The organism is Nocardiopsis quinghaiensis, assembly GCF_008638365.1.
In the GTDB taxonomy this organism is placed as follows: domain Bacteria; phylum Actinomycetota; class Actinomycetes; order Streptosporangiales; family Streptosporangiaceae; genus Nocardiopsis; species Nocardiopsis quinghaiensis.
This window is the reverse complement of sequence record NZ_VWVU01000031.1, coordinates 26,608-50,286: the sequence shown is the minus strand read 5'-3', so window position 1 is coordinate 50,286 and position 23,679 is coordinate 26,608. Positions and strand designations below refer to the sequence as shown.

Genomic DNA, 23,679 nt, shown 5'->3' with positions numbered 1-23,679 from the left:
CCCCACGTGAGAGCACCGCGTTTCAGAACCCGCCTCGCGGCCGCCGCGGCCGCCGTGCTGCTCGCCCCGCTCGCGGCGGCCGCGTCGCCGGCCGCCGCCGAGGAGGCCGGAGCCCGGGAAGCCACCGCCTCCGACCTCACGGCCACCTACACGGAGCCGGCCCGGTGGAGCACCGGCCACACCGGTGAGATCACCGTCCACAACGCCTCGGACACGGCCGTCAGCGACTGGACCGTCGAGTTCGCGCTCCCCGACGGCAGCCGTATCCACCACCTGTGGAACGCCACGCTCGCGGGCGCCCCCGACGGCTACACGATCACCCCGCCGCACTGGGGCGCCAGCGTTCCCGCCGGCGGCAGCTACTCCTTCGGCTTCAACGGCCTGCACTCCGGAGGCGCCACCGAACCGGTGGGCTGCCTGGTCAACGGCTCCTCCTGCGCCGGGGGGCCCGCCCACGACAGCCGCAGCGTCGCCTACTACACCCAGTGGAGCGCCAAGGAACGCGACTACCACGTCCGGGACCTGGTGGACAGCGGCAGCGCGGAGAAGCTCACCCACCTCCAGTACGCCTTCGGCAACGTCAGCGCCGACGGCGAGTGCTTCATGAGCGACGAGCCCGGCCAGGGCGACGCCCTCGCCGACTACGGGCACGCCGTCCCCGCCGAGGAGAGCGTGGACGGCGTCGCCGACGACCCCGGCCAGGACCTGCGCGGCAACTTCAACCAGCTGCGCGAGCTCAAGGAGATGTACCCCGACCTGCTCGTCAACGTCTCCCTGGGCGGCTGGAACTGGTCCGAGCACTTCTCCGACGCGGCTCTGACGGAGGAGTCCCGCGAGCGCATGGTCTCCTCCTGCGTCGACCTGTACCTGCGCGGCGACCTGCCCGAGACCAACGGAGCGGGCGGTGAGGGCGCCGCCTACGGCGTCTTCGACGGCATCGACCTGGACTGGGAGTGGCCCGGGTCCGGCGGCAACCCGCACAACACGGTCCGCCCCGAGGACAAGGAGAACTACACCGCCCTGGTGCGGGAGTTCCGCGACCAGCTGGACGAGCTCGGCGAGGAGACCGACCGCCACTACGAGCTGACCGCGTTCATGCCCGCCGGCGGCTGGCGCCTGGACGCCGGATACGAGCTGGACGAGCTCATGCACGACTTCGACTTCGTCACGGTGCAGGGCTACGACTACCACGGCACGTGGGAGAGCACGACCAACCACCAGTCCAACCTGGTCGTCGACGCCCGCGACCCCCAGCCGGTGATCTCCACCGAGCTCGTCGTCCAGGCCTACCTGGACCGGGGCGTGGACCCCGGCAAGCTCGTCCTGGGCGTCCCCTTCTACGGACAGGGGTGGACCGGCGTGGAGCCCGGGCCCGAGGGCGACGGCCTCTTCCAGTCCGCGACGGGACCCGCGCAGGGGACGTACGCGGCGGGCACCGAGGACTGGAAGGTCCTGGAGGAGAAGGCCGCCTCCGGCGGGTTCGAGGTCTTCCGCAACGACGGGGCCGGTACCGCCTGGATCTACGACGGCGAGACCCTCTGGAACTACGACGACCCGACCGCCATGACCCGGAAGACCGACTGGGCCCAGGACCAGGGCCTCGGCGGAGTCATGGTCTGGTCCATCGACGGCGACGACGCCGACGGCAGCCTCATGGCGGCCATCGACACGGCGCTGAGCGACTGAGTACCCCCGGTCCGGCGACCCCGGACCGGGCCCGAGCGGCGTCGGTGCTCCGATCCGGGGAGCACCGACGCCAGGGCCGGCGCGGACCGATGTGCGACGGTTCGCGCCGGCCACCCAGATCCCGGCCCCTCCCCCACCCCTTGGGACACGACGCCATGTTTCCCCCACGTGCACGGCACCCCCCACGCGCGCCACCGAGAACCGGTACCGGTCAGCTCAGGACACCGAACTCCTCGGGCGCACACCCCGCAGCCGCTCCGCCGCCCCGCCGCGGCGGAAGGCGACCCCCACACCCGCTCACGCACCAGGAGCAACAGTGAGAGCACGACTCAGAAACCGGATCGCGGCCCTGGCGGCCGCGGTCGTCGCCCTACCCATCGCCCTGTCCCCTGTCCCCGCCGCCGCCGACACCACCGGCGTCACCGTCACCTACGTGGAGACCAGCCGCTGGGAGACCGGCTACGGCGGACAGTTCACCATCGACAACGGCTCGGACGCGCCGCTCTCGGACTGGACCGTCGAGGTCCAGCTCCCCCCGAACGCGGCGATCACCAGCCTGTGGAACGCCACCCTCAGCCAGTCCGGCGCCGCGTACACCATCGCCCCGCCCTCGTGGGGTACCGCGGTTCCCGCGGGCGGCAGCTACTCCATCGGGTTCAACGGCACCCACGGCGGCGGCGACACCGCGCCGGTGGACTGCGCGATCAACGGCAACCCCTGCTCCGGCGAACCGGGCGGGGAGGAAGAGGACACCGAGCCGCCCACAGCGCCGAGCGGGCTGACCGTCACCGGCACCACCGCCACCACCGCCTCCCTGGACTGGACGGCCGCGAGCGACGACGTCGGGATCGCTGGCTATGAGGTCCTCTCCGGCGACGAGGTCGTCCGCGCCGTCAGCGGCACCACCGCCACGGTCACCGGCCTGACGCCGGAGACCGGGTACACGTTCACCGTGCGGGCCTACGACACCTCCAACAACCGCGGCCCGGAGAGTGCCCCCGTCACCGCCACCACCGGCGCGGAAGGCGGCGGGCCCACCGACCCGCCCGAGGACCGCCGGGTCGCCTACTTCACCCAGTGGGGCGTCTACGACCGCGGCTACCTCGTGAACGACCTGGTGACCTCCGGTACCGCCGAGAAGCTCACCCACATCAACTACGCCTTCGGCAACATCAACGCCAACGGTGAGTGCTTCATGGCCAACCAGCCCGGCCAGGGCGACGCCTGGGCCGACTACGGCCGCTCCTTCGGCGCCGCCGACAGCGTGGACGGGGTCGCCGACACCTGGGACCAGGACCTGCGCGGCAACTTCAACCAGCTGCGCGAGCTCAAGGAGATGTACCCCCACCTGAAGGTCAACATCTCCCTCGGCGGCTGGACCTGGTCCGAGCACTTCTCCGACGCCGCCCTGACCGCCGAGTCCCGCGAGCGCATGGTCTCCTCCTGCGTCGACCAGTACCTGCGCGGCAACCTGCCCCTCTTCGACGGCGCCGGTGGCGCCGGGTCCGCCTCAGGCGTCTTCGACGGCATCGACCTGGACTGGGAGTGGCCCGGATCGGCGGGCCACGAGCACAACACCGTCCGCCCCGAGGACAAGGAGAACTTCACCGCCCTCGTCTCGGAGTTCCGCGACCAGCTGGACGCCCTGGAGGGCGAGACCAGCCGTGAGTACGAGCTGACCGCCTTCCTGCCCGCCGACCCGGAGAAGATCGAGCTCGGCTTCGAGATGCCGTCGCTCATGAGCGACTTCGACTTCATCACGGTGCAGGGCTACGACTACCACGGTGGCTGGGAGAGCACCGCCAACCACCAGTCCAACCTGGTCGAGCACCCCGCCGACCCCGGCCCCGACGTCTACTCCACCGAGACCACGGTCCAGGCCTACCTCGACCGCGGTGTCGACCCGGCCGACATGGTCCTGGGCGTGCCGTTCTACGGGCGCGGCTGGACCGGGGTGGAGCCCGGACCGAACGGAGACGGCCTCTTCCAGAGTGCCACCGGTCCCGCCCCCGGCGGCTACGAGGCCGGGATCGACGACTGGAAGGTCCTGAAGGACCTGCAGGGCTACGAGCTCCACCGCGACGACGCGCTGGGCACCGCCTGGCTCTACGACGGTTCCACCTTCTGGACCTACGACGACGAGATCTCCATGACCCAGAAGACCGACTGGGCGCAGTCCCAGGGCCTCGGCGGAGTCATGATCTGGTCCGTCGACGGCGACGACGCCGACGGCAGCCTCATGACGGCCATCGACACGGCGCTGGACGGCTGAGTACCCCCGGTCCGGCGACCCCGGACCGGGCCCGAACGGCGTCGGTGCTCCGCTCCGGGGAGCACCGCCGCCCGGCCGGTGCGGACCGATGTGCGACGGTCCGCGCCGGCCACCTCTCTCTCGGCGGGCACGGCGGCTTCGCCGACGACCCCGAGGGCTTCGCCGCCGTACTGCGCGAGGTCCTCAAACCCTGGCGCGGTGTCCGGGGGTCCGCGCCGGATCATCCTGCTCCCAGCGGCGCTGCCGGCGGTCGAGAGTGCCGCTGAGAGCAAGATCACCGCCGTTGGGAGCCAGACCGGGGCACCGGGCGAACCCGGTCGGCCCCGGCGATCACCGCACCAGGTCTAGCGCAGGTCGGCGCCCAGCTCCTTGACCAGCGCCTCCGCGGCCGAGTAGGGATCCTGTCGCCCTTCCGCGACCTCCCCGGCCAGGGTGTCCAGACCGGTGTCGTCGCCCACCTCGCCCATCCGCGAGCGCAGCAGGTCCAGCACGATCGCCTGTACCTCGTGCCCGGCACGGGCCCTGCGGCGCGCGGCCAGGTCGCCACTGGCCTCCAGGTGGGCGAAGTGCTCGTCCATCCGCTCCCACAGTTCGTCGACGCCCTCGTCCCTGGAGGCGACGGTCATGACGATCGGCGGCTTCCACTCGTGGTCGGTGCGGTCCTTCATGGCGATCATCTGGCGCAGCTCGCGCAGGGTGGACCTGGCTCCGTCCCGGTCGGCCTTGTTGACCGCGAAGACGTCGGCGACCTCCAGCACGCCCGCCTTGGCGGCCTGCACCGAGTCGCCCATGCCCGGGGCGCAGAGCACCACGGTCGTGTCGGCCTGCCCGGCGATCTCCACCTCGGCCTGGCCCACGCCCACGGTCTCCACCAGGATCACGTCGAACCCGGCCGCGTCCAGCACCCGCAGCGCGTGCGGCGTGGCCCAGGACAGCCCGCCCAGATGACCCCGGTTGGCCATGGAGCGGATGAACACCCCCGGGTCGGTGGCGTGCTCCTGCATCCGCACACGGTCGCCCAGCAGGGCACCTCCGGTGAACGGCGACGAGGGGTCCACGGCCAGCACGGCCACGGTCAGCCCCTTCGCCCTGGCCGCGCGCACGACGGCGTTGGTGGTGGTGGACTTGCCCACCCCCGGGGATCCGGTGAAGCCCACCACCCGGGCGCGGCCGGTGTGCGGGGCCAGGCCCGCCATGATCTCGCGCAGTTCCTCGGACCCGTTCTCGACCAGGGTGATCGCGCGGGCCAGCGCCCGACGGTCACCCCCGCGAACCCGTTCGACCAGTCGGGGGGCGTGCATGGGACTCCTCGGTGTCAGCGGAGCAGGACGGGGCGAGGGCTCGTGGCCCCCGCCCCGCGGCTGTCAGGTGCGTCGTGTGTCCCGGGGCTCTCCCGGGTACACGGTCTCTTCGGATCGGGCTTTCCCGCACGGACGCGCCACGCGGGCGGTCGGGGATCTCCCGGTGCCCGTGGTCCAGGCCGTGGGGAGGCGGCCGCCGTCCGCCGGGAACCGGCTCCGGCGACCACCGACGTGCCGCGCTACTCGGCGGGCACCGTGAACAGCAGGGCGTCGCCCTGGCCGCCGCCACCGCACAGGGCCGCGGCACCGAGCCCGCCGCCGCGGCGGCGCAGCTCGTGGACCAGGTGCAGGGCGATCCGGGCACCGGAGGCGCCGATCGGGTGGCCGATCGCGATGGCGCCGCCGTCGACGTTGACGATGTCCTCCGAGACGCCCAGGTCCCTGGTCGACTGGATGCCCACCGACGCGAAGGCCTCGTTGATCTCGACCAGGTCCAGGTCCTCCACCGACCGCCCGGCCTTGGTCAGCGCGTGGTTGATGGCGTTGGAGGGCTGGGAGTGCAGCGAGTTGTCCGGACCGGCGACGTTGCCGTGCGCGCCGATCTCGGCGAGGACCGGGGCGCCCAGCTCCTCGGCCTTGGCGCGGCTCATCACGACCACGGCGGCGGCGCCGTCGGAGATCTGGGAGGAGGAGCCGGCGGTGATCGTGCCCTCGCTGTCGAAGGCCGGGCGGAGCTTGGCCAGGCTCTCGGTGGTGGTGTCGGGCCGGACGCCCTCGTCCGCGGAGAAGACGACCGGGTCGCCCTTGCGCTGCGGGATCTCCACGGGGACGATCTCGGCGTCGAAGCGCCCTGCGGAGGCGGCGGCCGCCGCGCGCTGGTGGGAGCGGGCCGCGAAGGCGTCCTGCTCCTCGCGTCCGAGGCCGAGCTTGCCGTTGTGGCGCTCGGTGGAGGCGCCCATGGAGTCGCCCTCGAAGGCGTCGGTCAGGCCGTCGTGCTCGGTCGCGTCCAGGACCTCGATCGACCCGTACTTGTAGCCCTTGCGGGACTTGGGCAGCAGGTGCGGCGCGTTGGTCATGGACTCCATGCCCCCGGCCACCACCACGTCGAACTCGCCCGCGCTGATGAGCTGGTCGGCCAGGGCGATGGCGTCCAGGCCCGACAGGCAGACCTTGTTGATCGTCACCGAGGGCACGTTCATGGGGATGCCCGCCTTGACGGCGGCCTGGCGGGACGGGATCTGCCCGGCGCCGGCCTGGAGCACCTGTCCCATGACCACGTATCCGACCTGTTCGCCGCTGATACCGGCGCGCTCCAGCGCGGCCTTGATCGCGAAGCCGCCGAGGTCGACGGCGGAGAACCCGGCGAGGGAGCCGAGGAGTCTGCCGGTGGGGGTTCGAGCCCCACCGACGATGACGGAACCGGGCATCGTAACTGGCCTCCAAGTGATGGGTGACGCACCTGGTCTGCAACGATACCCACACAACCGTCAGCGACCCCCGGGAGGTTCACCCCATGAGTGACACACCGCACTCGGCCAGCGAGTTCACCGACCCGCCCCCCTCTCCCGTACCGTTCTCGGGGCTGACCCGGCTCGACCACGTGGGGATCGCCTGCCGCGACCTCGACGCCTCGATCGCGTTCTACCGGTCCACGTACGGGTTCGAGGTGGCCCACGAGGAGGTGAACGAGGAGCAGGGCGTGCGCGAGGCCATGCTCCGGATCAACGGCACCGACGACGGCGGCGCCACGTACCTGCAGCTGCTGGAACCGGTCCGGGAGGACTCCCCGGTGGCGAAGTTCCTGGAGCGCAACGGCGAGGGCGTCCACCACATCGCCTTCGGGACCGCCGACGTGGCCGGCAGCGCGACGGGTGTCGGAGAACACGGCGTGCGCGTCCTGGACTCCCGGCCCCGTGCCGGGACCGCCGGGTCCAGGATCGTCTTCCTGCACCCCAAGGACTGCGGAGGCGTGCTCACAGAACTGGTCCAGAGCCGCACCGGTAGCGGGGACCGCGTCTGAGCAGGCGTTACCTCCGCACGGCGACGCCGGGGAGACGTCACGGGAGAGTTCCGGACACATCACAGGTTGGGCGTCATGTGCGTGGTCGGGCACAGAGGCCACCGGAAGTTACCCGAAACCCTCTTCCCAGGGGTTCCGCGCTTGATAAAGTCGGCTAGCTGCCGGATTCACCGTTCCGGCTCTGGTCCATGTCTTGCAGTCCGGTAGTCGAGCCGGATCGGCCGTACCGCCGTGTCAGGTGACAGGGCGCACGCGGGCGGCCTCGGAGGCGGTCAGGGCGCACGAAGCCCGTGGCACCGGCCCCCACACCCCCCGGCTCGCTAGTTCCGGACCCGCCTGTCCCCCGGGGACAACGCAGCCGCCCTCCTCGTCGTCCCCGGCCGTTTGCAAGTAGCCGTCTCGCACCCGTTCAGGACTCCGCCACATGTCGTCAAACAACATTGACACCCAGCTCAACAACATCTTCGACGAAGACAACACCCCACCCGAATTCGACGTGGTGCTGCGTGGCTATGACCGCAACCAGGTGATGGACCACCTGGAAAGCCTGCGCAACGACCTGAAGCAGAACACCAAGCAGCTCGACAAGTTCAAGTCCGAACTGGCCGCCAAGACCCGCCAGCTCCAGGAGCGCGAGCGCCCCTCCTACTCCGGCCTGGGCTCGCGTATCGAGGAGCTGCTGCGCCTGGCCGAGGAGCAGGCCAACGAGCTGGTCCAGAGCGCGCAGATCGACGCCAACGACATACGCTCCGCCGCCCAGATCGAGGCCGCCGAGATGCGCGCGGCCGCCGAGTCCGAGGCCACCGAGGCCCGTACCCTCGCCCAGCGCGAGGCCGACGAGACCCGTCAGACCGCCGAGACCGAGGCGGAGGAGATCACCACCACCGCCCGCCGCGAGGCCGACGAGCTGACCTCCACCACCGAGCGCGAGGTCCAGAAGAAGCGCTCCGCGGTCGACCACGAGATCGCCGAGAAGCGCGCCACCTTCGAGGGCGAGATCGCCAAGCTGCGCACCACCACCGAGCGTGAGTGCGCCCAGGCCCGCGCCGCCGCCAAGCGCGAGCGCGACGAGACCATCCAGGCCGCCAAGAGCCAGGCCGAGGAGCTGCGCAAGAACTCCGAGCGCGCCTACGCCGAGTCCGAGGCCCGCCGCACCGAGGCCGAGGACCAGTTCGAGCTCCAGCTGGCCGACCGCCGCGCCGAGGCCGAGCGTCAGGACGCCGAGCGCCTCGCCGCCGCCCAGGCCGCCACGCAGAAGATGGTCAACGAGGCGGAGGAGCGGGCCTCCAGCGCCGAGCTGCGCGCCACCAAGGCGAGCCAGCAGGCCGAGCAGACCCGCCGCGACGCCGAGAACCACGCCAAGCAGCTGGTCGGCAACGCCAAGAAGAACGCCTCCCAGATCGAGGCCGAGGCCAAGTCCAAGTCCGAGCACCAGCTCAGCGACGCCAAGGCCGAGGCGAACCGGATCATGACGGTCGCTCGGAAGGAGGTCGACGAGCTCAACCGCCAGCGCGACAGCATCCAGTCGCACCTCCAGCAGCTGCGCCAGCTGCTCGGTGGCGGTGGCTCCGCTCCGGCGGCGCCCGCCGCCCCGGCGGCTCCGTCCCCGGCCGCGATCCAGCAGGAGCCCGCGCCGGCCGCCGAGGAGACCAAGCAGCCCGCGCACTCCGGCAAGGGCACCGACGACGAGGACTGGTGGCAGGAGTAGTGTCCCGTCCCCTCGGGGGCTGACACACGCTCACGCACGAGGGCCCGCCCTTCCCCTCAGGGGGAGGGCGGGCCCTTCGGTGTGTCGGGTCGGTGCACGGTCACCGGAGGGTCTGCGTGTCCCTCTCGTACGGGCCGTCCCACTCGATGGGCAGCGGGTAGGCCCCGGGGTTGACCCGTTTGACGATCTCGTCCAGTACCCGGCGCACGTAGGGCTCGCCCACCCACAGGTGCTTGGCGCCCTCCACTCCGATGACCTCGCACTGGGTGAGCGGGCTGAACCGCTCCCTGGCCTCGTCGGGGCGCAGGTAGTCGTCGTGCTCGGGCACCAGGGCGATCACGGGCTTACCCGACTCGGCCCACACCGCCATGTCGGACTCGTCGGCGCGGTGCAGCGGCGGCGACAGCAGCAGGGCACCCCTGATCTGCGGATCGGCACCCCATTTGAGGGCCAGCTCGGTACCGAAGGACCAGCCCACCAGCCAGGGTTCGGGCAGGCCCTCGAACTCGGTGAACTCGATGGCGGCGAGCACGTCGTGCTTCTCGGTCTCGCCCCCGCCGAACTCGCCCTGGCTGGTGCCGTGCCGCGAACCGGTGCCGCGTGTGTTGAAGCGCAGCACCGCGACGTCGGCCAGTGCGGGCAGCCGGAACGAGGCCTTGCGCAGGACGTGGCTGTCCATCATGCCCTCGGCGGTGGGCAGCGGGTGCAGGCACACCAGGGTGGCCTTCGGGTCGCGCCCCTCGGGCAGGGCCAGCTCGCCGACCAGTTCCAGGCCGTCGGCGGTGTGCAGGGTGATGGGTCGTCTCACGGCGGGCAGCACCGTGGTGGCTCGAATCTCCATGGCTCCTCGTGTCCGGGTTCGGTGGCCGTGGGCTCAGTAGCGGGGGGCGCGGTGGGTGCGCCGGTCCCAGCAGGAGGAGTGCCAGTGGCGCCGGTCGCCACCGTCGCCGTAGGGGCGCCAGGCCACGACGTGGGCCATGCCCAGGGGGATCTCCTGGGCACAGCCGGGACAGCGGTAGACCTTGGTGGCCGAGGCACCCGGGATGCGGCGCGTCACCCACTCACCGTCAGGGCCCGTCTCGCGGCGCTGTCCTCCTGTGATGCGCAGCACGAGGGAATCCTCGTCGGCGGGGGCACGACCGGGGGCGCTACGGCCCCGGCCGGACTTGCGGCGGGGGGAGTTACGACGCGGGCTCACACCGTCCAGGGTAGAAGAAGCGGAGCAGTGGCCGCCGCCACACACATGACGGCGGCCACAAGAAGGCTGTTCGGGCGCCGACGGTCGGAGCCCCCCGGAACGAGGACCGCTAACCGTGGCAGGCGCAGCCGCCGCCGTGTCCCTCGCCCTCCTCGGTGTCGGGCAGCCGGTCCATCAGCAGCGGCGCGGGCACGGCGATGGTGGTCAGGCCGTACTCGCTCATCGCGACCAGGGTGGTGACCACGGATTCGGCGCCGCGCTCCTCCAGGAGCTCGGTCGGGCCCTTGGGGTAGCCGCAGCCGAACCTCATGGCGGTGTCGACGTCCTTGGCGGAGGCGTACCCGTCGCCGATCATGCGCATGGCGTCGTCGATCTGCGGAGCGATGAGCATCTCGCCCAGGTCCAGGGTCTCCTCCTCGCGGACCATCTCCGCGTAGCGGCTCCCGGGCCGGGGCTCGGGCGCCTCGTCGGCGCCCGCGTAGAAGCCCCGGCCGGACTTGCGGCCCAGGTGGCCCGCGGCGACCATGCGGCGCATCAGCGGAGAGGCGGCGTAGCGCGGGTCGCGGTACTCCTCCCACAGCACGTCCATGACGGCCAGGCAGACGTCCAGGCCGACCAGGTCGGCGAGGGTCAGGGGACCCATGGGCACGCCGGCCGCCTTCTGGACGGCGGCGTCGATCTCCTCCCGGGTGGCGATCTTGCGCTCGTAGAGGCGGACGGCGTCGTTGAGGTAGGGCACCAGCAGGGCGTTGGCCACGAACCCGGCGCGGTCACCCGCCGCCACGGGGGTCTTGCCGATGCGCTTGGCGACCTCCGAGACCAGGTCGACGGTCTCGTCACTGGTGGAGACCGTGGTGATGACCTCGACCAGCTTCATGACCGGAGCCGGGTTGAAGAAGTGCAGACCCACGACCTTGTCCGGACGGCCGGTGAGCGCGGCGATCTCGGTGACCGACAGCGACGACGTGTTGGTGGCCAGGATCGTGCCGGGCGGGCAGATCCGGTCCAGATCGCTGAAGACGTCCTTCTTGATGTCCAGCCGCTCGGGGACGGCCTCCACGACGAAGTCCGCGTCGGCGAGGTCCTCGCGCGAGGTGGTGAACGTCAGCCGGGCGTCGATCCCGGCGCGTTCCTCTTCGGTGAGTTTGCCCTTGCTGACCGCCCGCGAGAGGGACTTGTCCACGTGGGCGCGGCCGCGGTCGACGGCGGCCTGGTCGATCTCGACCCCGATGACGTTGAACCCCGCGCGTGCGAACACCTCAGCGATACCCGCGCCCATCGCGCCGAGTCCGACGACACCGACCTTGTCAAATTCCTGCACCATACGCCCAGAGTACGGGTCCCCGTGCCCCCAACAGCGCACGGGATGCCCGGTGGGGCATTCGGCGCCGACGGCGGGGCCGCCGCACCGCTCCCCCGGCGCGGCGGTCCCGCCGTTCCTCCTTGTCGGAGCCTGTTCCTCTCAGCAGTCCACGAGCTCGGGGGACTGGTTCAGCAGCTGGGCCCTCGGGGAGGTGAACTCCGCGTGGGCGGCCTCCGCTCCGGGTGCGAACAGCGCCACACGGTGACAGTTCTGGAAGGCCAGGCGCAGACCGAAGTGCCGCTCCACCGCGTCGCGCATGGCGTCGCTGGCGAGCAGGCGCAGCAGTTGGCCCCGCTCCCCCTCACCGGGCGGGGGCACCTCGTTGGCCTCGAAGCCGGACTCGGCACTCCGGGCGCCGTCGGCCAGACCGCTGACCACCTCCCAGGCGTAGGGCAGGGAGTCCTTGATGCAGGCGATGAAGTCGGCATCGTCGACCGGGCCGCGCTGTGCCTTCTCCAGCAGGTCCGGTGAGACCGTCAGCGACATGGATGTCCCTTCGTCGTTACAGAGCGGTTCGTCCGCGCCTGTCCTCTGGCGACGTTAGAGGCCTGTCGGCACCCAGTCACGGGGCGTGAAGGACACAACTGCCTTCCCTCCGGGGTACACGCATGTGGATACGGTTGTCATTGCCAATGCGGTGCGCGGCGGTTACGCGGACGCGCCCCGCGCGCCGTCCGAAGGCGGTAACGTGACCTCTCGTGCGTCTCGTCATCGCTCGGTGCAGCGTCGACTACGTCGGCCGTCTCACCGCCCACCTGCCCATGGCTCCCCGCCTGATCCTGATCAAGGCCGACGGGAGCGTGTCCATCCACGCCGACGACCGGGCGTTCAAACCGCTGAACTGGATGAACCCTCCGTGCAAGGTGCGCGAGGAGGCCGTCGAGGACGGTCCGGACGTGTGGACGGTCACGCACGGCAAGTCCGGTGAGAAGCTGGTGCTGACCGTCGAGGAGGTCATGCACGACACCTCGCACGAACTGGGCAAGGACCCCGGCCTGCAGAAGGACGGCGTCGAGTCCCACCTCCAGGAGCTTCTGGCCGAGCACATCACCACCCTCGGCGAGGGCTACACCCTCGTCCGCCGCGAGTACCCGACGGCGATCGGCCCGGTCGACATCCTGTGCCGGGACGGGGAGAACGCCACCGTGGCGGTGGAGCTCAAGCGGCGCGGGGACATCGACGGCGTCGAGCAGCTCACCCGCTACCTGGAGCTGCTCAACCGGGACCCGCAGCTGGCGCCGGTGCGCGGCGTGTTCGCCGCACAGGAGATCAAGCCGCAGGCCCGTGTCCTCGCCGAGGACCGCGGCATCGCCTGCGTCGTCCTGGACTACGACGAGCTGCGCGGTATCGAGCCGGACGTCCTGCGCCTGTTCTGACCCGGCACGGTGGCACCCACCGCGTGGTGGTACCCGTGCGGGGCGGTGTCCTCTGATCGGAGGACCCGGGTGCGCCCCGACGGCCGATACCCGGGCCGGCGCCGTTCCGGAAGAGTCGGTGCCATGAGCGAGACAGCGATCGAGGTACGTGGCCTCCGCAAGAAGTACGGCGACGACGAGGCTGTCGCCGGTGTCGACCTGACCGTCCGGCGCGGCGAGGTCTTCTCCTTCCTCGGCCCCAACGGGGCGGGCAAGTCCACCACCGTCGAGATCCTCGCGGGCTTCCGCCGCCGCGACGGCGGCACCGCCCGGGTCCTGGACCAGGACCCCGGCACGGCCGGGCGCCGGTGGCGTGCGCGCATCGGCGTGGTCTGGCAGCGCGAGACCCTGGTCCCGCAACTGACCGTGCGTGCGGTGGTCCGCCACTTCGCGGGCTACTACCCCGACCCCCGCGATCCCGACGCGACGGTCGAGCTGGTCGGCCTCGGCGAGAAGGCCGGGGCCCGGGTCACCTCCCTGTCCGGCGGACAGCGGCGCCGGCTGGACGTGGCTCTCGGCATCGTCGGCGGGCCCGAACTGCTGTTCCTGGACGAGCCCACCACCGGGTTCGACCCCCGGGCCCGGCGCGACTTCTGGTCGCTGATCGGTGACCTGGCCGAGGACGGCACCACCGTCGTGCTGACCACGCACTACCTGGAGGAGGCCGAGGCCCTCGCCGACCGCGTGTGCGTGATCGCGCGCGGCAGGATCCGCGCCGAGGGCGCCCCCGCCACCCTGGGCGGGCGGGCCACGGCCCGGGCCACCGTCAGCTGGACGGACGGCGGGCGGCGCCGCGAGACCAGGACCGAGGAGCCCACCCGGCTGGTGGGCGAACTGGCCACCCTGTTCTCCGGTGAGGTCCCCGGTCTGAGTGTGCACCGCCCCACTCTGGAGGAGGTCTACCTGGACCTGATCGGTGACGACGAACGGGACGCCCGTGCCGAGGGGGAGGCCGTCTCCGTATGAGCACCCGTACCGAGCACGCTCCCCTTCCCGGTGTCCTGCGCGTCGGGCTCTCCCGGGGCTGGCTGGAGATCCGCGAGTTCGCCAACGAGTGGGAGAGCGTGATCTTCACCTTCTCCCTTCCCGCGCTGATCCTGGTCATGTTCTCCTCGATCTTCGACGGCATGTTCGACATGGGTATGCCCGCCGTGGACTACTACCTTCCCGGCCTGATCGCCATGGGCCTGATGTCGGTCAGCTTCCAGACCCTGGGCCTGGCCATCGCCAACGAACGCGACACCGGCGGCCTGCGCCGCCTGCGCGGCACCCCCATGCCGCCGACCGCCTACTTCGTCGGCAAGACCGTGCTGATCCTGTTCCTCGCCCTGGGACAGGTGGTCCTGCTCCTGGCCGTGGGCGGTCTCGCCTTCGGCGCGCGACTGCCCCAGGATCCGACCGCCTGGGTGACGCTGGCGTGGGTGTTCACGCTCGGCACCGTCTCCTGCTCCCTGCTGGGCATCGCGGTCAGCTCACTGGCCCGCAACGCCCGGTCCGCGTCCGGAATCGTGGTCCTGCCGTTCCTGGTCCTGCAATTCGTCTCGGGGATCTTCGTGCCCGTCATCGCCCTGCCCGAGTGGGTGCTCAACGCCGCGTCGCTCTTCCCGCTGCTGTGGATGGCACAGGGTCTGCGCGCCGCGTTCTTCCCCGCCGAGATGGCCGCCCTCGAACCCGGCGGCTCCTGGGACCTGCCCTCGGTGGCCCTCGCGCTCGGCGTGTGGTGTGTGCTGGGCTTGGCGCTGGTACTACTGACGTTCCGCTGGAAGACGCGAAAGGACGGGTGATCACCGTGACCGCATCGGCGGACGGGGACGGCGGTCCCGCCACGGCGCCGCTCCCCGGGCCCGTCGGGGCGCGGGCACCGACCGAGGAGCACCACGCCTGGAACCTGGGCGTGTGGTGGGACGTGTACTTCACCTCCGTGATGGCGGCCATGGGCGCCTTGGCACTGCTGACCAGCGATCCCTTCTTGCGGTGGCCGCTCGCGGGACTCATGGCCGCGGTGGTGGCCGTGTACTACCTGTTCGCCAGGCGGTTACTGCTCCAGGAGGAGCGGATCCGCCCGGTGGTCCTCATGGGTGTCCTGCTCGCACTGTGCCTGCCCGCGCTGACCGCCAACCCGGTCCTGGCCTTCGTGACGGTGGGGGTGGCCCCGCTGTGCTTCATGACCGCCCGGATCCCGGTCGCCATCTCGACGGTGGGCGCGCTCCTGCTGGCTCCGGCGCTGCTGCGCGGGCTGACCGGTCTGAGCACGTGGGAATCCACCGCCGTCAACCTCCTGATCAACGGCGTGATGGTGGGTTTCACGCTGTGGTTCGGCAGCTGGCTCGGGCGGATCATCGAGCAGAGCTACGAACGGTCCGAGCTGATCAGGGAGCTCCGGGAGAGCCGTGTGGAGGCCGCACGGCTGTCGGAGGAGACGGGGGCCATGGCCGAGCGCGAGCGCCTGGCGCGGGAGATGCACGACACCCTCGCCCAGGGCCTGGCCAGCATCATCGCCCTGACCCAGGCGGTGGAGTCGGAGATGGACACCGATCCCGTGCTGGCCCGGCGCCACCTCGCCCTGATGCGTGAGACCGCCGCGGAGAACCTCGCCGAGGCACGGGCCATGGTCGCCGCCCGCCAGCCGGTGAACCTGGACCACGGGTCCCTCGAGGCCGCCCTGGAGCGGGCCGCGAAGCGCCTGGGGGACGAGCTCGGCATCCCGGTGGACACCTCCGTGCACGGCGTTCCCGCGGTCCTGTCCAACGCCCTCCAGATCTGCCTGCTGCGCACCGCCCAGGAGTCGCTGGCCAACGCCCGCAGGCACGCCCGGGCCGGGCACGTGCGGGTGGCGCTGGAGTACGCGCACGCGGCGGACCCCGGGCGCGCGACCGCGGGGGCGGTGGAGCTGACCGTCACCGACGACGGCGTCGGCTTCCGTCCCGACGAGGTGTGCCGCGGAAACGGACTGGTGAACATGCGGCACCGGGCGGACGGCGTCGGCGGTTCCCTGGAGGTCGACAGCTCTCCCGGGCACGGCACCCGCGTGCGGATGTCGCTGCCCCTGCTCCCGGATCCGGACCGCGTCCGGGGCGAGGACGACGAGGAGTACGCACCGTGATCCGTGTCCTGCTGGTCGACGACCACCCCGTGGTCCGTGAGGGCATCCGCGGCATGCTCAGCGCCGAGGAGGACCTGCTCATCGTCGGCGGCGCCGCCTCCGGTCCCGAGGCGGTCGCCCAGGTGGCCGCGCTGGAACCGGACGTGGTGCTCATGGACCTGCGTATGCCCGGCGGCGACGGGGTGGAGGCCACCGAGCGCATCCGCGCCGAACGCCCCGGTGCGCACGTCCTGGTACTCACGACCTACGACACCGACACCGACATCCTGCGCGCCGTGGAGGCGGGCGCCACCGGCTACCTGCTCAAGGACACCCCTCGCGCGGAGCTGGCCGAGGCCGTGCGCACCGCCGCGCGCGGCGAGACCGTCCTCACCAGGCGGCTGGCGGACAAGCTGGTCACCGGGATGCGCCAGCGCACCGAGCCCGCCACCACCCTGTCCCCGCGTGAGGCGGAGGTCCTGCGCCTGGCCGCGGAGGGGCGCACCAACGCGGCGATCGGCCGCGCACTGCACATCAGCGCGACCACGGTGAAGACCCACCTGATGCGGGTCTACGACAAGCTGGGGGTGAGTGACCGGACCGCCGCGGTGTCCCAGGCGATCCGCCGCGGCCTGCTTCCGGAGGCCTGACCCGGAGGGCCGGCGCAGGGGCCGGCACGGCCGTCGGAGGCGCACCCGCGTGAAAAAGCCGGCCACGGACTCAGGGCCGTTTCAGGGATCATCCCGATGTGGTGCACGGCACCGGGCGGAAGAATGGGCATATGGTGGAACCGATGAGCGAAGTGAACCCCCCCGAGCACGGTCGGATACGCGCCTCCGACGCCGACCGTGACTCCGTGGCGCACCGCCTGCGCGAGGCCCTCGCCGAGGGGAGGCTGGACCCGGACGAGCACAGCGAGCGGCTGGACTCCGTCTACCGGGCCAAGACCCTCGGCGAGCTCGTCCCCATCACCGAAGACCTCCCCGCGGAGAGCGGCCCCAGCGCCTCCGTCGCACCCACCGACTTCCGCTCGCCCCGCCCGGTCTACGGCGGCGGCCGGATCGTGGACCGGGAGCCCACCAGCCGGGCCGCGATCGTCGTGATGGGCGGGGCCGACCGGTCGGGCAGCTGGGTCGTGCCGGGTACCTTCGTCGCCTTCGCGGTGATGGGCGGTGTCGAACTGGACCTGCGCGAGGCCCGGTTCACCCAGCGGGAGACCACCATCTGGATCTGCACCGTCATGGGCGGGGTGGGCGTCATCGTGCCCGACGACATCCAGGTCCGGGTGCACGGGCTGCCGCTCATGGGCGGCTTCGGCGTCTCCGAGAACACTCCCAGCGTGGTGGACCCGGACGCGCCGGTCGTGCACATCCGTGGCATCGCCGTGATGGGCGGGGTGGGCGTCGAGTACAAGCCGCGCAAACACCAGGGCGAGATCGAGGGGTAGGGACGGTCTCCGCCCCTCGTCGCCAAGACATTCTGCTCTCCCGAAGCCGTCCATCGAACCACAGTGGTCCCCCATACGTAAGGTCTATGGCTGATTGTGGCAATTGTGGCCACTGGTCCTTGTCGGGCGAACCCTTCTGATGTCAGGCTGCAGCGGTAGTTCGCCTACTCAAGGTGTCCATCCCCCAACACCGTGGAGCGGTGGACCCCCCACACTTTCGGAGGAAGATCGTTGCGTCCCACACATGAGGGGGCCTCGTCACGCACGTCGGCCCCGGCCTTCCGGCGCCGCGCCGCCACGGCCGGTGCCGCCGCCGTCCTGATGGCCGTCGGCACCCTGGCGGCCTCCCCCGCACACGCCGAGCCCGGTCCGCCGGACCACTCCCGCGCCCCCGAGCACGCGGGGCCGCCCGGGCACGCGGGAAAGCCCGGCAAGCCGGGCCGGGACCTGCCGCTGTCGGAACAGGTGACCGCCGAGGCCATCCAGGAGCACCTGGAGAACCTCGACACCATCGCCGAGTACAACGGCGGCAACCGGGCCACGAGCACCCCGGGCTACGACGTCGCCGCCCTGTACGTCGAGGACCAGCTGGAGCGCGCCGGGTACGAGCCCTACCGGCACGAGTACGAGTACGAGCTGTGGCGGGAACAGTCCACCGCCGTCCTGACCCAGACCGCGCCGGAACAGGTCGACTACGAGGTCGACACCGACTACGTGACCATGTCCTACTCCGGTTCCGGCGACACCACCGCCCCCGCCGTGGCCGTCAACACCGACAGCGCCGCGAGCGGATGCTCCGCCGACGACTTCGCGGACTTCCCCGAGGGCGCCATCGCGATCACCATGCGCGGCAGCTGCCCGTTCGCGGACAAGGTCCAGAACGCCGCCGGCGCGGGAGCCTCGGCCGCCCTGGTGGTCAACAACGCCGACGAGGTCTTCCTCGGCACCGTGAGCGAGCTCTCCGACATCCCCGCCCTGGGGGTCTCCGGGACGGCGGGCGCCGACCTGCTGGCCGCCGAGGGCCTGGAACTGCGGGTGAGGGTAGACGCCGAGCTCAGCGAGGAGAGCTCCTACAGCATCCTCGCCGAGACCCCGGGCGGCCGGGACGACAACGTGGTCATGGTGGGCGGCCACCTCGACAGCGTCGCGGAGGGCCCCGGCATCAACGACAACGGCAGCGGCTCGGCGTTCGTGCTGGAGACCGCCGTCCAGTTGGCGAAGCAGGAGGACCCCGAGAACAAGGTCCGCTTCGCCTTCTGGGGCACCGAGGAGGAGGGCCTGATCGGCTCCACCCGCTACGTGGAGGACCTGACCGCGGAGCAGGTCGAGGACATCGCCCTCTACCTCAACTTCGACATGATCGGCTCGCACAACTACGCCCGGTTCGTCCTGGACGGCGGCATGGAGCTGCCCGGATCCGTCCAGGCGCCCTCCGGCTCCGGTGCGATCGCGAAGGTCTTCTCGGACTACTTCGCCGCCCAGGACCAGGTCAGTGAGCCCGGCGTGCTGAGCGGGCGCAGCGACTACCAGGCGTTCATGGAGGCGGGCATCCCGTCCGGCGGCCTGTTCAGCGGCGCCGACGGCGTCAAGAGCGAGGAGCAGGTCGAGTGGTACGGCGGTACCGCGGGCGATCAGTTCGACCCGTACTACCACACCGCCGAGGACACCCTGGACAAGGTCAACTGGGACTCGGTGGCCGACCTGTCGGCCGCCGGTGCACACGGTGTGGAGTTCTTCGCCGAGAGCACCCTGCCGGTGAACGGCGTGCTGCGCTACTCCGCGGCCAAGACCGAGTTCCCCCAGGTGGGCGACGCCTGGCGCATGTAGTCCGCGCCGTCCCGCGCGCGGGACGGACCGCACGGCCCTGAGGGCGGGGCGGGCGGCGTGAACCCCCCGGTTCCACGCCGCCCGCCCCTCGCGGTGTCTCCCCCTCCACGACCGCCCGGGTGGCCCCCTCTGCCCACTCGGAAACCCGTGTGCGAACACCGCCGGAAACTACCTTGAGTAGCCCCGTGACTCCTCAATGTATCAGTGAGCTGCATCACTTTCACCCCCTGGTACGGAATGACTCTTCTCCGTCACTGGGGTGCGTGGCCCTCGCTCCTCCCGTCCGCCCGGGAATCGTCGCGCAGGCGGTTGTTCTCGTCCTCCAGTTCCAGGATCCGGCCCATCCCGGCGAGGTTCACGCCCTGGGCCGCCAACTCGGCCACCCGCCGCAACCGCGCGATGTCGCCGTCGCTGTACATCCGCGTGCCGCCGTCAGTGCGCGCCGGGGCGACCAGGCCCCGTTCCTCGTAGGAGCGCAGGCTCTGCGGCGCGATGCCCGCCAGCTCCGCCGCCACGGAGATCGTGTAGAGGCCCCGCGTGGAATCTGACCGGGGTTCTGTCATGAGCGGCGTCCCTCCTCGGCGCGCATCGCACGGCCGCGCCCGTGCGCGTCCGTGCGCACTCCTGCCTGACGAAATCTTTAGCTGACACTGTTGTTTATCTCCTCAATCATGAGGTATAAAACTTGCGTCACCTCGCATCAGGTTTTGTGGTACGAGTAGAGGAGGTATCCATGATGCTGGTGCGCACCGATCCCTTCCGCGACATCGACCGCCTCACGGAGCGGCTCCTGGGCGCGACCAACCGACCGGCCGCGATGCCCATCGACGCCTACCGCGACGGGGACGTCTTCATCGTCTGCTTCGACCTTCCCGGCGTGCGCGCCGACTCCATCGACCTGGAGGTCGAGCGCAACGTGCTGACCGTGACCGCCGAGCGGGCCGACACCGTGCGCGACCGCGAATCGGTGGTGGTCGCCGAGCGGCCCACCGGCACCTTCTCCCGACAGCTGTTCCTCGGGGAGACCCTGCGGACGGACGACGTCCAGGCCGACTACACCGACGGTGTCCTGACACTGCGCATCCCGGTCGCCGAGCAGGCCAAGCCCCGCAAGATCAGCGTCAGCCAGGGCGAGGGCCAGCCCCAGAGCATCAACGCCTGAGCACCCGTGGTCCGGCCGGACCACGGCCCGGCCGGACCACGGGTCCACCTGGCCGAACCCGTGTTCCGCCCATCAGGAAGTAGTGATTCGATGACCTCCGTCCTGCGCAGAACCCGTGCGGTAGCCGAGCACATCCAGCGCCAGAGCGGCGGGGAGGCGACGCATCTGGCGTGCGTCCGCTTCTTCCACGCCCTCAGGGCCTACGAGAACGCCTGGGGGAGCACCCCCGACCGCCTCCGTCTGGCCCTGGAGGAGCTCAGGCGGGCCACCACCGACCTCACCGGCGATCCCGACGCCTTCCGCCGGGCGTGCCGGGACCCCCGCCACCGGGGCGTACCGCAGAGCCTCGACGAGCCCCTCGCCGAGCAGCTGCGGGCGTTCCTGTCGGTTCCCGCATGATCCCCGTCCGGTCCCCGCCCCCTAGGGTTGGGCCATGACCAAACGGGACACCGACAAGCCGGTCGTGCTGTCGAAGATCTACACGCGCACCGGCGACGCCGGCACGACGGCGCTCGGCGACATGAGCCGGACCGGCAAGAACGACACACGCCTGGTCGGATACGCCGACACCGAGGAGGCCAACGCCGCGCTCGGCACCGCCCTGGCCATGGGCGAGCTGCCCGACGACGTCCGGGCCCTGCTCGGCCGCGTCCAGAACGAACTGTTCGACCTGGGCGCCGACCTGTCCACGCCGATCGTGCCCGACCCGGAGTTCCCGCCGCTGCGGGTCGGGCCCGAGTACGTCGCCCGCCTGGAGGAGGCCTGCGACACCTACAACGCCGACCTGCCCACCCTGCGCAGCTTCATCCTGCCCGGGGGGTCCCCCACCGTGGCTCTCATGCACACGGCGCGGATCGTGGTCCGGCGCGCCGAGCGCAGCGTGTGGGCGGCCGTCGAGGAGCACGGCGATACGGTCAACCCGCTCACCGCCCAGTACCTCAACCGGCTCTCCGACCTGCTGTTCATCCTCGGCCGGTACGTGGCCGGGGAGGGTGACGAGGTCCTCTGGAAGCCGGGGGGCGAGCGCTAGGGCGTGTCCGGCGGACCCGCCCTGGGGTCCCCTGCCCCGGGAAAGGGGACCCCGTCTCCATGGAAGCGGACCCCTCTCCGCGTTCCCGCCTCCGCGCACGTCCCCGGGCCGGCTTCCCCACCTGCGAGGACGAAGAATGTTCAGGAAATGATGTGTCGCCCGCAAAAACAAGGTTATGGGTCCGTTATACGGATCCACGACCAAGGAACGGGGCGTACATGACCACCGGAGCCAGACCGGCTGCCGTCACGGCAGTCTTCGTCCTGCTGATCCTGATCGCGATCTACCAGATCGTCATGAGCCTGCTGGCCCTCGCCGGAGCCGTCGCCATGGAGACCGTCAGCGTCGTCGCCGAGAGCGCCCAAGTACCCACCTGGGCCGTACTGACCGCCGCGGCCATCGGGCTGGTGTACGGCGCGGCGGCAATCGTCCTGGCCGTCATGGTCAGCCGGAACCGTCCCCGCGCGCGAAAGGCGGTGACCGCGGTCAACGTCGGCTACGCCGTCGTCATCCTCGCACTGCTGTTCACCCCGGTCAGCGCCGTACCCGAGATCATCACGGCGGCCTTCGCCCTGACCGTGGCGGGCCTGGCCAACTCCAGGAGCGCCAAGGAGTACTTCTCCGACACGCTCCCGACCGGTCACGCCCACTCGCAGGTCGGCTGACCGCTCCGAACCGCGTCCGGCCCGTCACCCCTCCCGCGGGCCGGGCGCGCCCCGCGCCTCCGGGCGCACGGCGCTCTCAGCACTCGGGCGGGAAGTCCTCACGGGCGGCGAACTCCGCCTCCGAGACGCCCTCGGCCCTGGCGTACACGCCCTCGTCGTCGGCCATCGCCCCGGTCGTGAACACGACCGTGCCGATGTCGTGCTCCGTGCCCTCCCCCGGCTCACCGGGCTCGGACCCGATCCCGACGAGGTACTCCTCCCGCTCCGACTCCGGAACCAGCCGGTAGACGGGCTCACCCGCCCCGTCGGTGATCCGCCAGTCGTCACCGGGCGCGGACAGGTCGACCTCCAGCCGGTTCCCGTCGAACTCGCGTGTGGCGACCAGGTGCCTTCGCAGCTGTCCGCCGACCAGGTCGACCTGTCGCGGCCCGGTCTCGCCGCACCAGGCCACGAGCAGGACGGGGAACTTGTGCGCGGCGCTGAAGTGGCCCGTGGCCACCGCGCCGACGTGGCCGCCCGCCGGCTGGCAGGCGGCGAGCAGGAACACCAGGAGCGCGAGGACGGGAGGCCCGGAGAGTCGAGAGGCGCACATGGAACCGCATCCTGCCGTGTCCAGGGGTCCCTCCGGAAGGGGCCCGCGCCCTCTAGAGGTTGTCGAGTTCGCGCTCGACGGCCTCGACCTTGCCGTGCAGGGCGTCGGTGACGCCCTCGCGGATGTCGGCCTTGAGGGTGAAGGTCACCCGGGGGGCGCCCTCCTTGGCGGCCTCCACGGCGCGCCTGACCACGTCCATGACCTCGTCCCACTCACCCTCGACGGTGGTGAACATGGGGCCGGTCTCATTGGGCAGTCCGCTCTCCCGGACCACCTTCACAGCGCGGGCGACAGCGGGGGTGACGGACTCACCGGTACCGAGGGGAGCTACGGAGAAGGCAACGATCATGCGGCCATACTAGGTACGGGAAGCGCCGCCGCACGTCACCGACACGGCGTCTCAGCTCTCCCAGTGGGTCCCCGGCGGCATCGATTCCAGCCAGGACAGGAAACCGGTCAGAGTGCCCTCGTTCATGGCGATCTCGTACGACGGCTCCCGGGGGTCGGAGCCGTCCGCGCGGAGCCAGCCGACGCGGAGCACGGTCAGGTCGACCGGCAGGTCCTCCCCCTCCTCGGGGGCACGCCTCCCCACAACGACGAGACCGCGGCGCGACAGGTTCGCTGTCGGCCGCGGTCTGAGTGAGAAGATGGGGAACCAGCTCAGGCTCTCCGTGCCGTACCGGCCGAAACCGATGCGCCAGGAGCCCCTCCGGCCCCGCACTCCGACGGCGCGCAGGTAGCACTCCACCGCGCCGCCGCGCCGTACGAGGACCCAGCGGCGCAGGGTGACGGCGAGTACCAGCGCCAGGAGGACGAGGAGCAGGGCGTAGAACACCCACTGCGCGGACTCCAACCACGGTGTGCCAGGCAGCAGCCGTTCCATGCCCACTACTCGTTCCGCCGTCCCGGTA

At 71.3% G+C, this 23,679-nt stretch carries 25 protein-coding genes; 15 read left to right on the top strand and 10 right to left on the bottom strand.

Annotated elements, in window-relative coordinates:
- The first annotated feature begins 6 nt into the window (after positions 1 to 6).
- Together FYX01_RS23220 and FYX01_RS23215 are read left to right on the top strand one after the other, a co-directional pair.
- Positions 7 to 1,686: a glycosyl hydrolase family 18 protein gene (locus FYX01_RS23220; RefSeq protein WP_150244987.1), complete on the top strand. Its 1,680-nt coding sequence runs from the start codon at positions 7 to 9 to the stop codon at positions 1,684 to 1,686.
- Positions 1,687 to 2,002: 316 nt separating this feature from the next.
- On the top strand, positions 2,003 to 3,958 hold the full coding sequence (locus tag FYX01_RS23215; protein WP_150244984.1) for a glycoside hydrolase family 18 chitinase: 1,956 nt from the start codon (positions 2,003 to 2,005) through the stop codon (positions 3,956 to 3,958).
- A gap of 344 nt (positions 3,959 to 4,302) precedes the next feature.
- Here FYX01_RS23215 and meaB read toward each other — a convergent pair whose 3' ends face one another.
- A complete protein-coding gene (gene meaB, locus FYX01_RS23210; protein ID WP_150244981.1) occupies positions 4,303 to 5,259 on the bottom strand; it encodes a methylmalonyl Co-A mutase-associated GTPase MeaB in 957 nt (318 codons plus the stop codon).
- A 239-nt stretch (positions 5,260 to 5,498) separates the two neighbouring features.
- Complete coding sequence (locus FYX01_RS23205) at positions 5,499 to 6,686, bottom strand: acetyl-CoA C-acetyltransferase (protein ID WP_150244978.1); 1,188 nt, start codon at positions 6,684 to 6,686, stop codon at positions 5,499 to 5,501.
- Positions 6,687 to 6,772: 86 nt separating this feature from the next.
- Here FYX01_RS23205 and mce point away from each other — a divergent pair, with 86 nt between their 5' ends.
- Positions 6,773 to 7,279 carry a methylmalonyl-CoA epimerase gene (mce, locus tag FYX01_RS23200; RefSeq protein WP_150244975.1) on the top strand — a complete coding sequence of 169 codons (507 nt, stop codon included), beginning with the start codon at positions 6,773 to 6,775 and terminating at the stop codon, positions 7,277 to 7,279.
- A 424-nt stretch (positions 7,280 to 7,703) separates the two neighbouring features.
- Positions 7,704 to 8,987: a DivIVA domain-containing protein gene (locus FYX01_RS23195; RefSeq protein ID WP_150244972.1), complete on the top strand. Its 1,284-nt coding sequence runs from the start codon at positions 7,704 to 7,706 to the stop codon at positions 8,985 to 8,987.
- A 100-nt stretch (positions 8,988 to 9,087) separates the two neighbouring features.
- Here the strand turns inward: FYX01_RS23195 and FYX01_RS23190 are convergent, their stop codons facing one another.
- From FYX01_RS23190 to FYX01_RS23175, 4 genes are all read right to left on the bottom strand, one after another.
- Positions 9,088 to 9,828, bottom strand: a complete 741-nt coding sequence (locus FYX01_RS23190) for an alpha/beta hydrolase (RefSeq protein ID WP_150244969.1) — start codon at positions 9,826 to 9,828, stop codon at positions 9,088 to 9,090.
- A gap of 33 nt (positions 9,829 to 9,861) precedes the next feature.
- Complete coding sequence (locus FYX01_RS23185) at positions 9,862 to 10,185, bottom strand: ATP/GTP-binding protein (RefSeq protein WP_190394454.1); 324 nt, start codon at positions 10,183 to 10,185, stop codon at positions 9,862 to 9,864.
- A 109-nt stretch (positions 10,186 to 10,294) separates the two neighbouring features.
- Positions 10,295 to 11,509: a 3-hydroxyacyl-CoA dehydrogenase gene (locus tag FYX01_RS23180; protein ID WP_150244966.1), complete on the bottom strand. Its 1,215-nt coding sequence runs from the start codon at positions 11,507 to 11,509 to the stop codon at positions 10,295 to 10,297.
- 138 nt (positions 11,510 to 11,647) lie between these two features.
- Positions 11,648 to 12,034 (bottom strand): SCO5389 family protein, encoded by a 387-nt coding sequence (locus FYX01_RS23175; RefSeq protein ID WP_150244963.1) that lies wholly within the window; start codon positions 12,032 to 12,034, stop codon positions 11,648 to 11,650.
- Positions 12,035 to 12,246: 212 nt separating this feature from the next.
- On the opposite strand from FYX01_RS23175, the gene nucS reads away from it, so the two are divergent.
- The 7 genes from nucS to FYX01_RS23140 all read left to right on the top strand — a co-directional run bounded on the left by nucS (position 12,247) and on the right by FYX01_RS23140 (position 19,319).
- Positions 12,247 to 12,924, top strand: coding sequence for an endonuclease NucS (gene nucS, locus FYX01_RS23170; RefSeq protein WP_150244960.1), 678 nt, complete (start codon positions 12,247 to 12,249; stop codon positions 12,922 to 12,924).
- A gap of 123 nt (positions 12,925 to 13,047) precedes the next feature.
- Positions 13,048 to 13,929 (top strand): ABC transporter ATP-binding protein, encoded by an 882-nt coding sequence (locus tag FYX01_RS23165; RefSeq protein WP_150244958.1) that lies wholly within the window; start codon positions 13,048 to 13,050, stop codon positions 13,927 to 13,929.
- Entirely contained in the window at positions 13,926 to 14,747 is an 822-nt protein-coding gene (locus FYX01_RS23160; protein WP_150244955.1) for an ABC transporter permease, read from the top strand. Before FYX01_RS23165 ends, FYX01_RS23160 begins: the two co-directional genes overlap by 4 nt.
- A gap of 5 nt (positions 14,748 to 14,752) precedes the next feature.
- On the top strand, positions 14,753 to 16,066 hold the full coding sequence (locus FYX01_RS23155; RefSeq protein ID WP_223830609.1) for a sensor histidine kinase: 1,314 nt from the start codon (positions 14,753 to 14,755) through the stop codon (positions 16,064 to 16,066).
- Entirely contained in the window at positions 16,063 to 16,695 is a 633-nt protein-coding gene (locus FYX01_RS23150) for a response regulator (protein WP_150244953.1), read from the top strand. Before FYX01_RS23155 ends, FYX01_RS23150 begins: the two co-directional genes overlap by 4 nt.
- 131 nt (positions 16,696 to 16,826) lie before the next feature.
- On the top strand, positions 16,827 to 17,492 hold the full coding sequence (locus FYX01_RS23145) for a DUF1707 SHOCT-like domain-containing protein (protein WP_150244950.1): 666 nt from the start codon (positions 16,827 to 16,829) through the stop codon (positions 17,490 to 17,492).
- 321 nt (positions 17,493 to 17,813) lie between these two features.
- Positions 17,814 to 19,319, top strand: a complete 1,506-nt coding sequence (locus FYX01_RS23140; protein ID WP_190394457.1) for a M28 family peptidase — start codon at positions 17,814 to 17,816, stop codon at positions 19,317 to 19,319.
- A 251-nt stretch (positions 19,320 to 19,570) separates the two neighbouring features.
- On the opposite strand, the gene FYX01_RS23135 is transcribed toward FYX01_RS23140, so the two are convergent.
- Positions 19,571 to 19,882: a MerR family transcriptional regulator gene (locus FYX01_RS23135; RefSeq protein ID WP_150244944.1), complete on the bottom strand. Its 312-nt coding sequence runs from the start codon at positions 19,880 to 19,882 to the stop codon at positions 19,571 to 19,573.
- Between the two features lie 170 nt (positions 19,883 to 20,052).
- Between FYX01_RS23135 and FYX01_RS23130 the strand changes: the two genes are divergently transcribed.
- The 4 genes from FYX01_RS23130 (at position 20,053) to FYX01_RS23115 (ending at position 22,176) form a co-directional block, all read left to right on the top strand.
- Positions 20,053 to 20,481 carry an Hsp20/alpha crystallin family protein gene (locus FYX01_RS23130; protein ID WP_150244942.1) on the top strand — a complete coding sequence of 143 codons (429 nt, stop codon included), beginning with the start codon at positions 20,053 to 20,055 and terminating at the stop codon, positions 20,479 to 20,481.
- A 90-nt stretch (positions 20,482 to 20,571) separates the two neighbouring features.
- Entirely contained in the window at positions 20,572 to 20,880 is a 309-nt protein-coding gene (locus tag FYX01_RS23125) for a hypothetical protein (protein ID WP_150244939.1), read from the top strand.
- Between the two features lie 34 nt (positions 20,881 to 20,914).
- Positions 20,915 to 21,511 (top strand): cob(I)yrinic acid a,c-diamide adenosyltransferase, encoded by a 597-nt coding sequence (locus FYX01_RS23120; protein ID WP_150244935.1) that lies wholly within the window; start codon positions 20,915 to 20,917, stop codon positions 21,509 to 21,511.
- Between the two features lie 218 nt (positions 21,512 to 21,729).
- A complete protein-coding gene (locus FYX01_RS23115) occupies positions 21,730 to 22,176 on the top strand; it encodes a hypothetical protein (RefSeq protein ID WP_150244932.1) in 447 nt (148 codons plus the stop codon).
- Positions 22,177 to 22,252: 76 nt separating this feature from the next.
- Here the strand turns inward: FYX01_RS23115 and FYX01_RS23110 are convergent, their stop codons facing one another.
- The 3 genes from FYX01_RS23110 to FYX01_RS23100 are packed head-to-tail and all read right to left on the bottom strand — an operon-like array spanning position 22,253 to position 23,651.
- Entirely contained in the window at positions 22,253 to 22,768 is a 516-nt protein-coding gene (locus FYX01_RS23110) for a hypothetical protein (RefSeq protein WP_150244929.1), read from the bottom strand.
- A gap of 52 nt (positions 22,769 to 22,820) precedes the next feature.
- On the bottom strand, positions 22,821 to 23,117 hold the full coding sequence (locus tag FYX01_RS23105) for an MTH1187 family thiamine-binding protein (protein ID WP_150244926.1): 297 nt from the start codon (positions 23,115 to 23,117) through the stop codon (positions 22,821 to 22,823).
- A gap of 51 nt (positions 23,118 to 23,168) precedes the next feature.
- Positions 23,169 to 23,651 (bottom strand): DUF2550 domain-containing protein, encoded by a 483-nt coding sequence (locus FYX01_RS23100; protein WP_150244923.1) that lies wholly within the window; start codon positions 23,649 to 23,651, stop codon positions 23,169 to 23,171.
- Between the last annotated feature and the right edge of the window lie 28 nt (positions 23,652 to 23,679).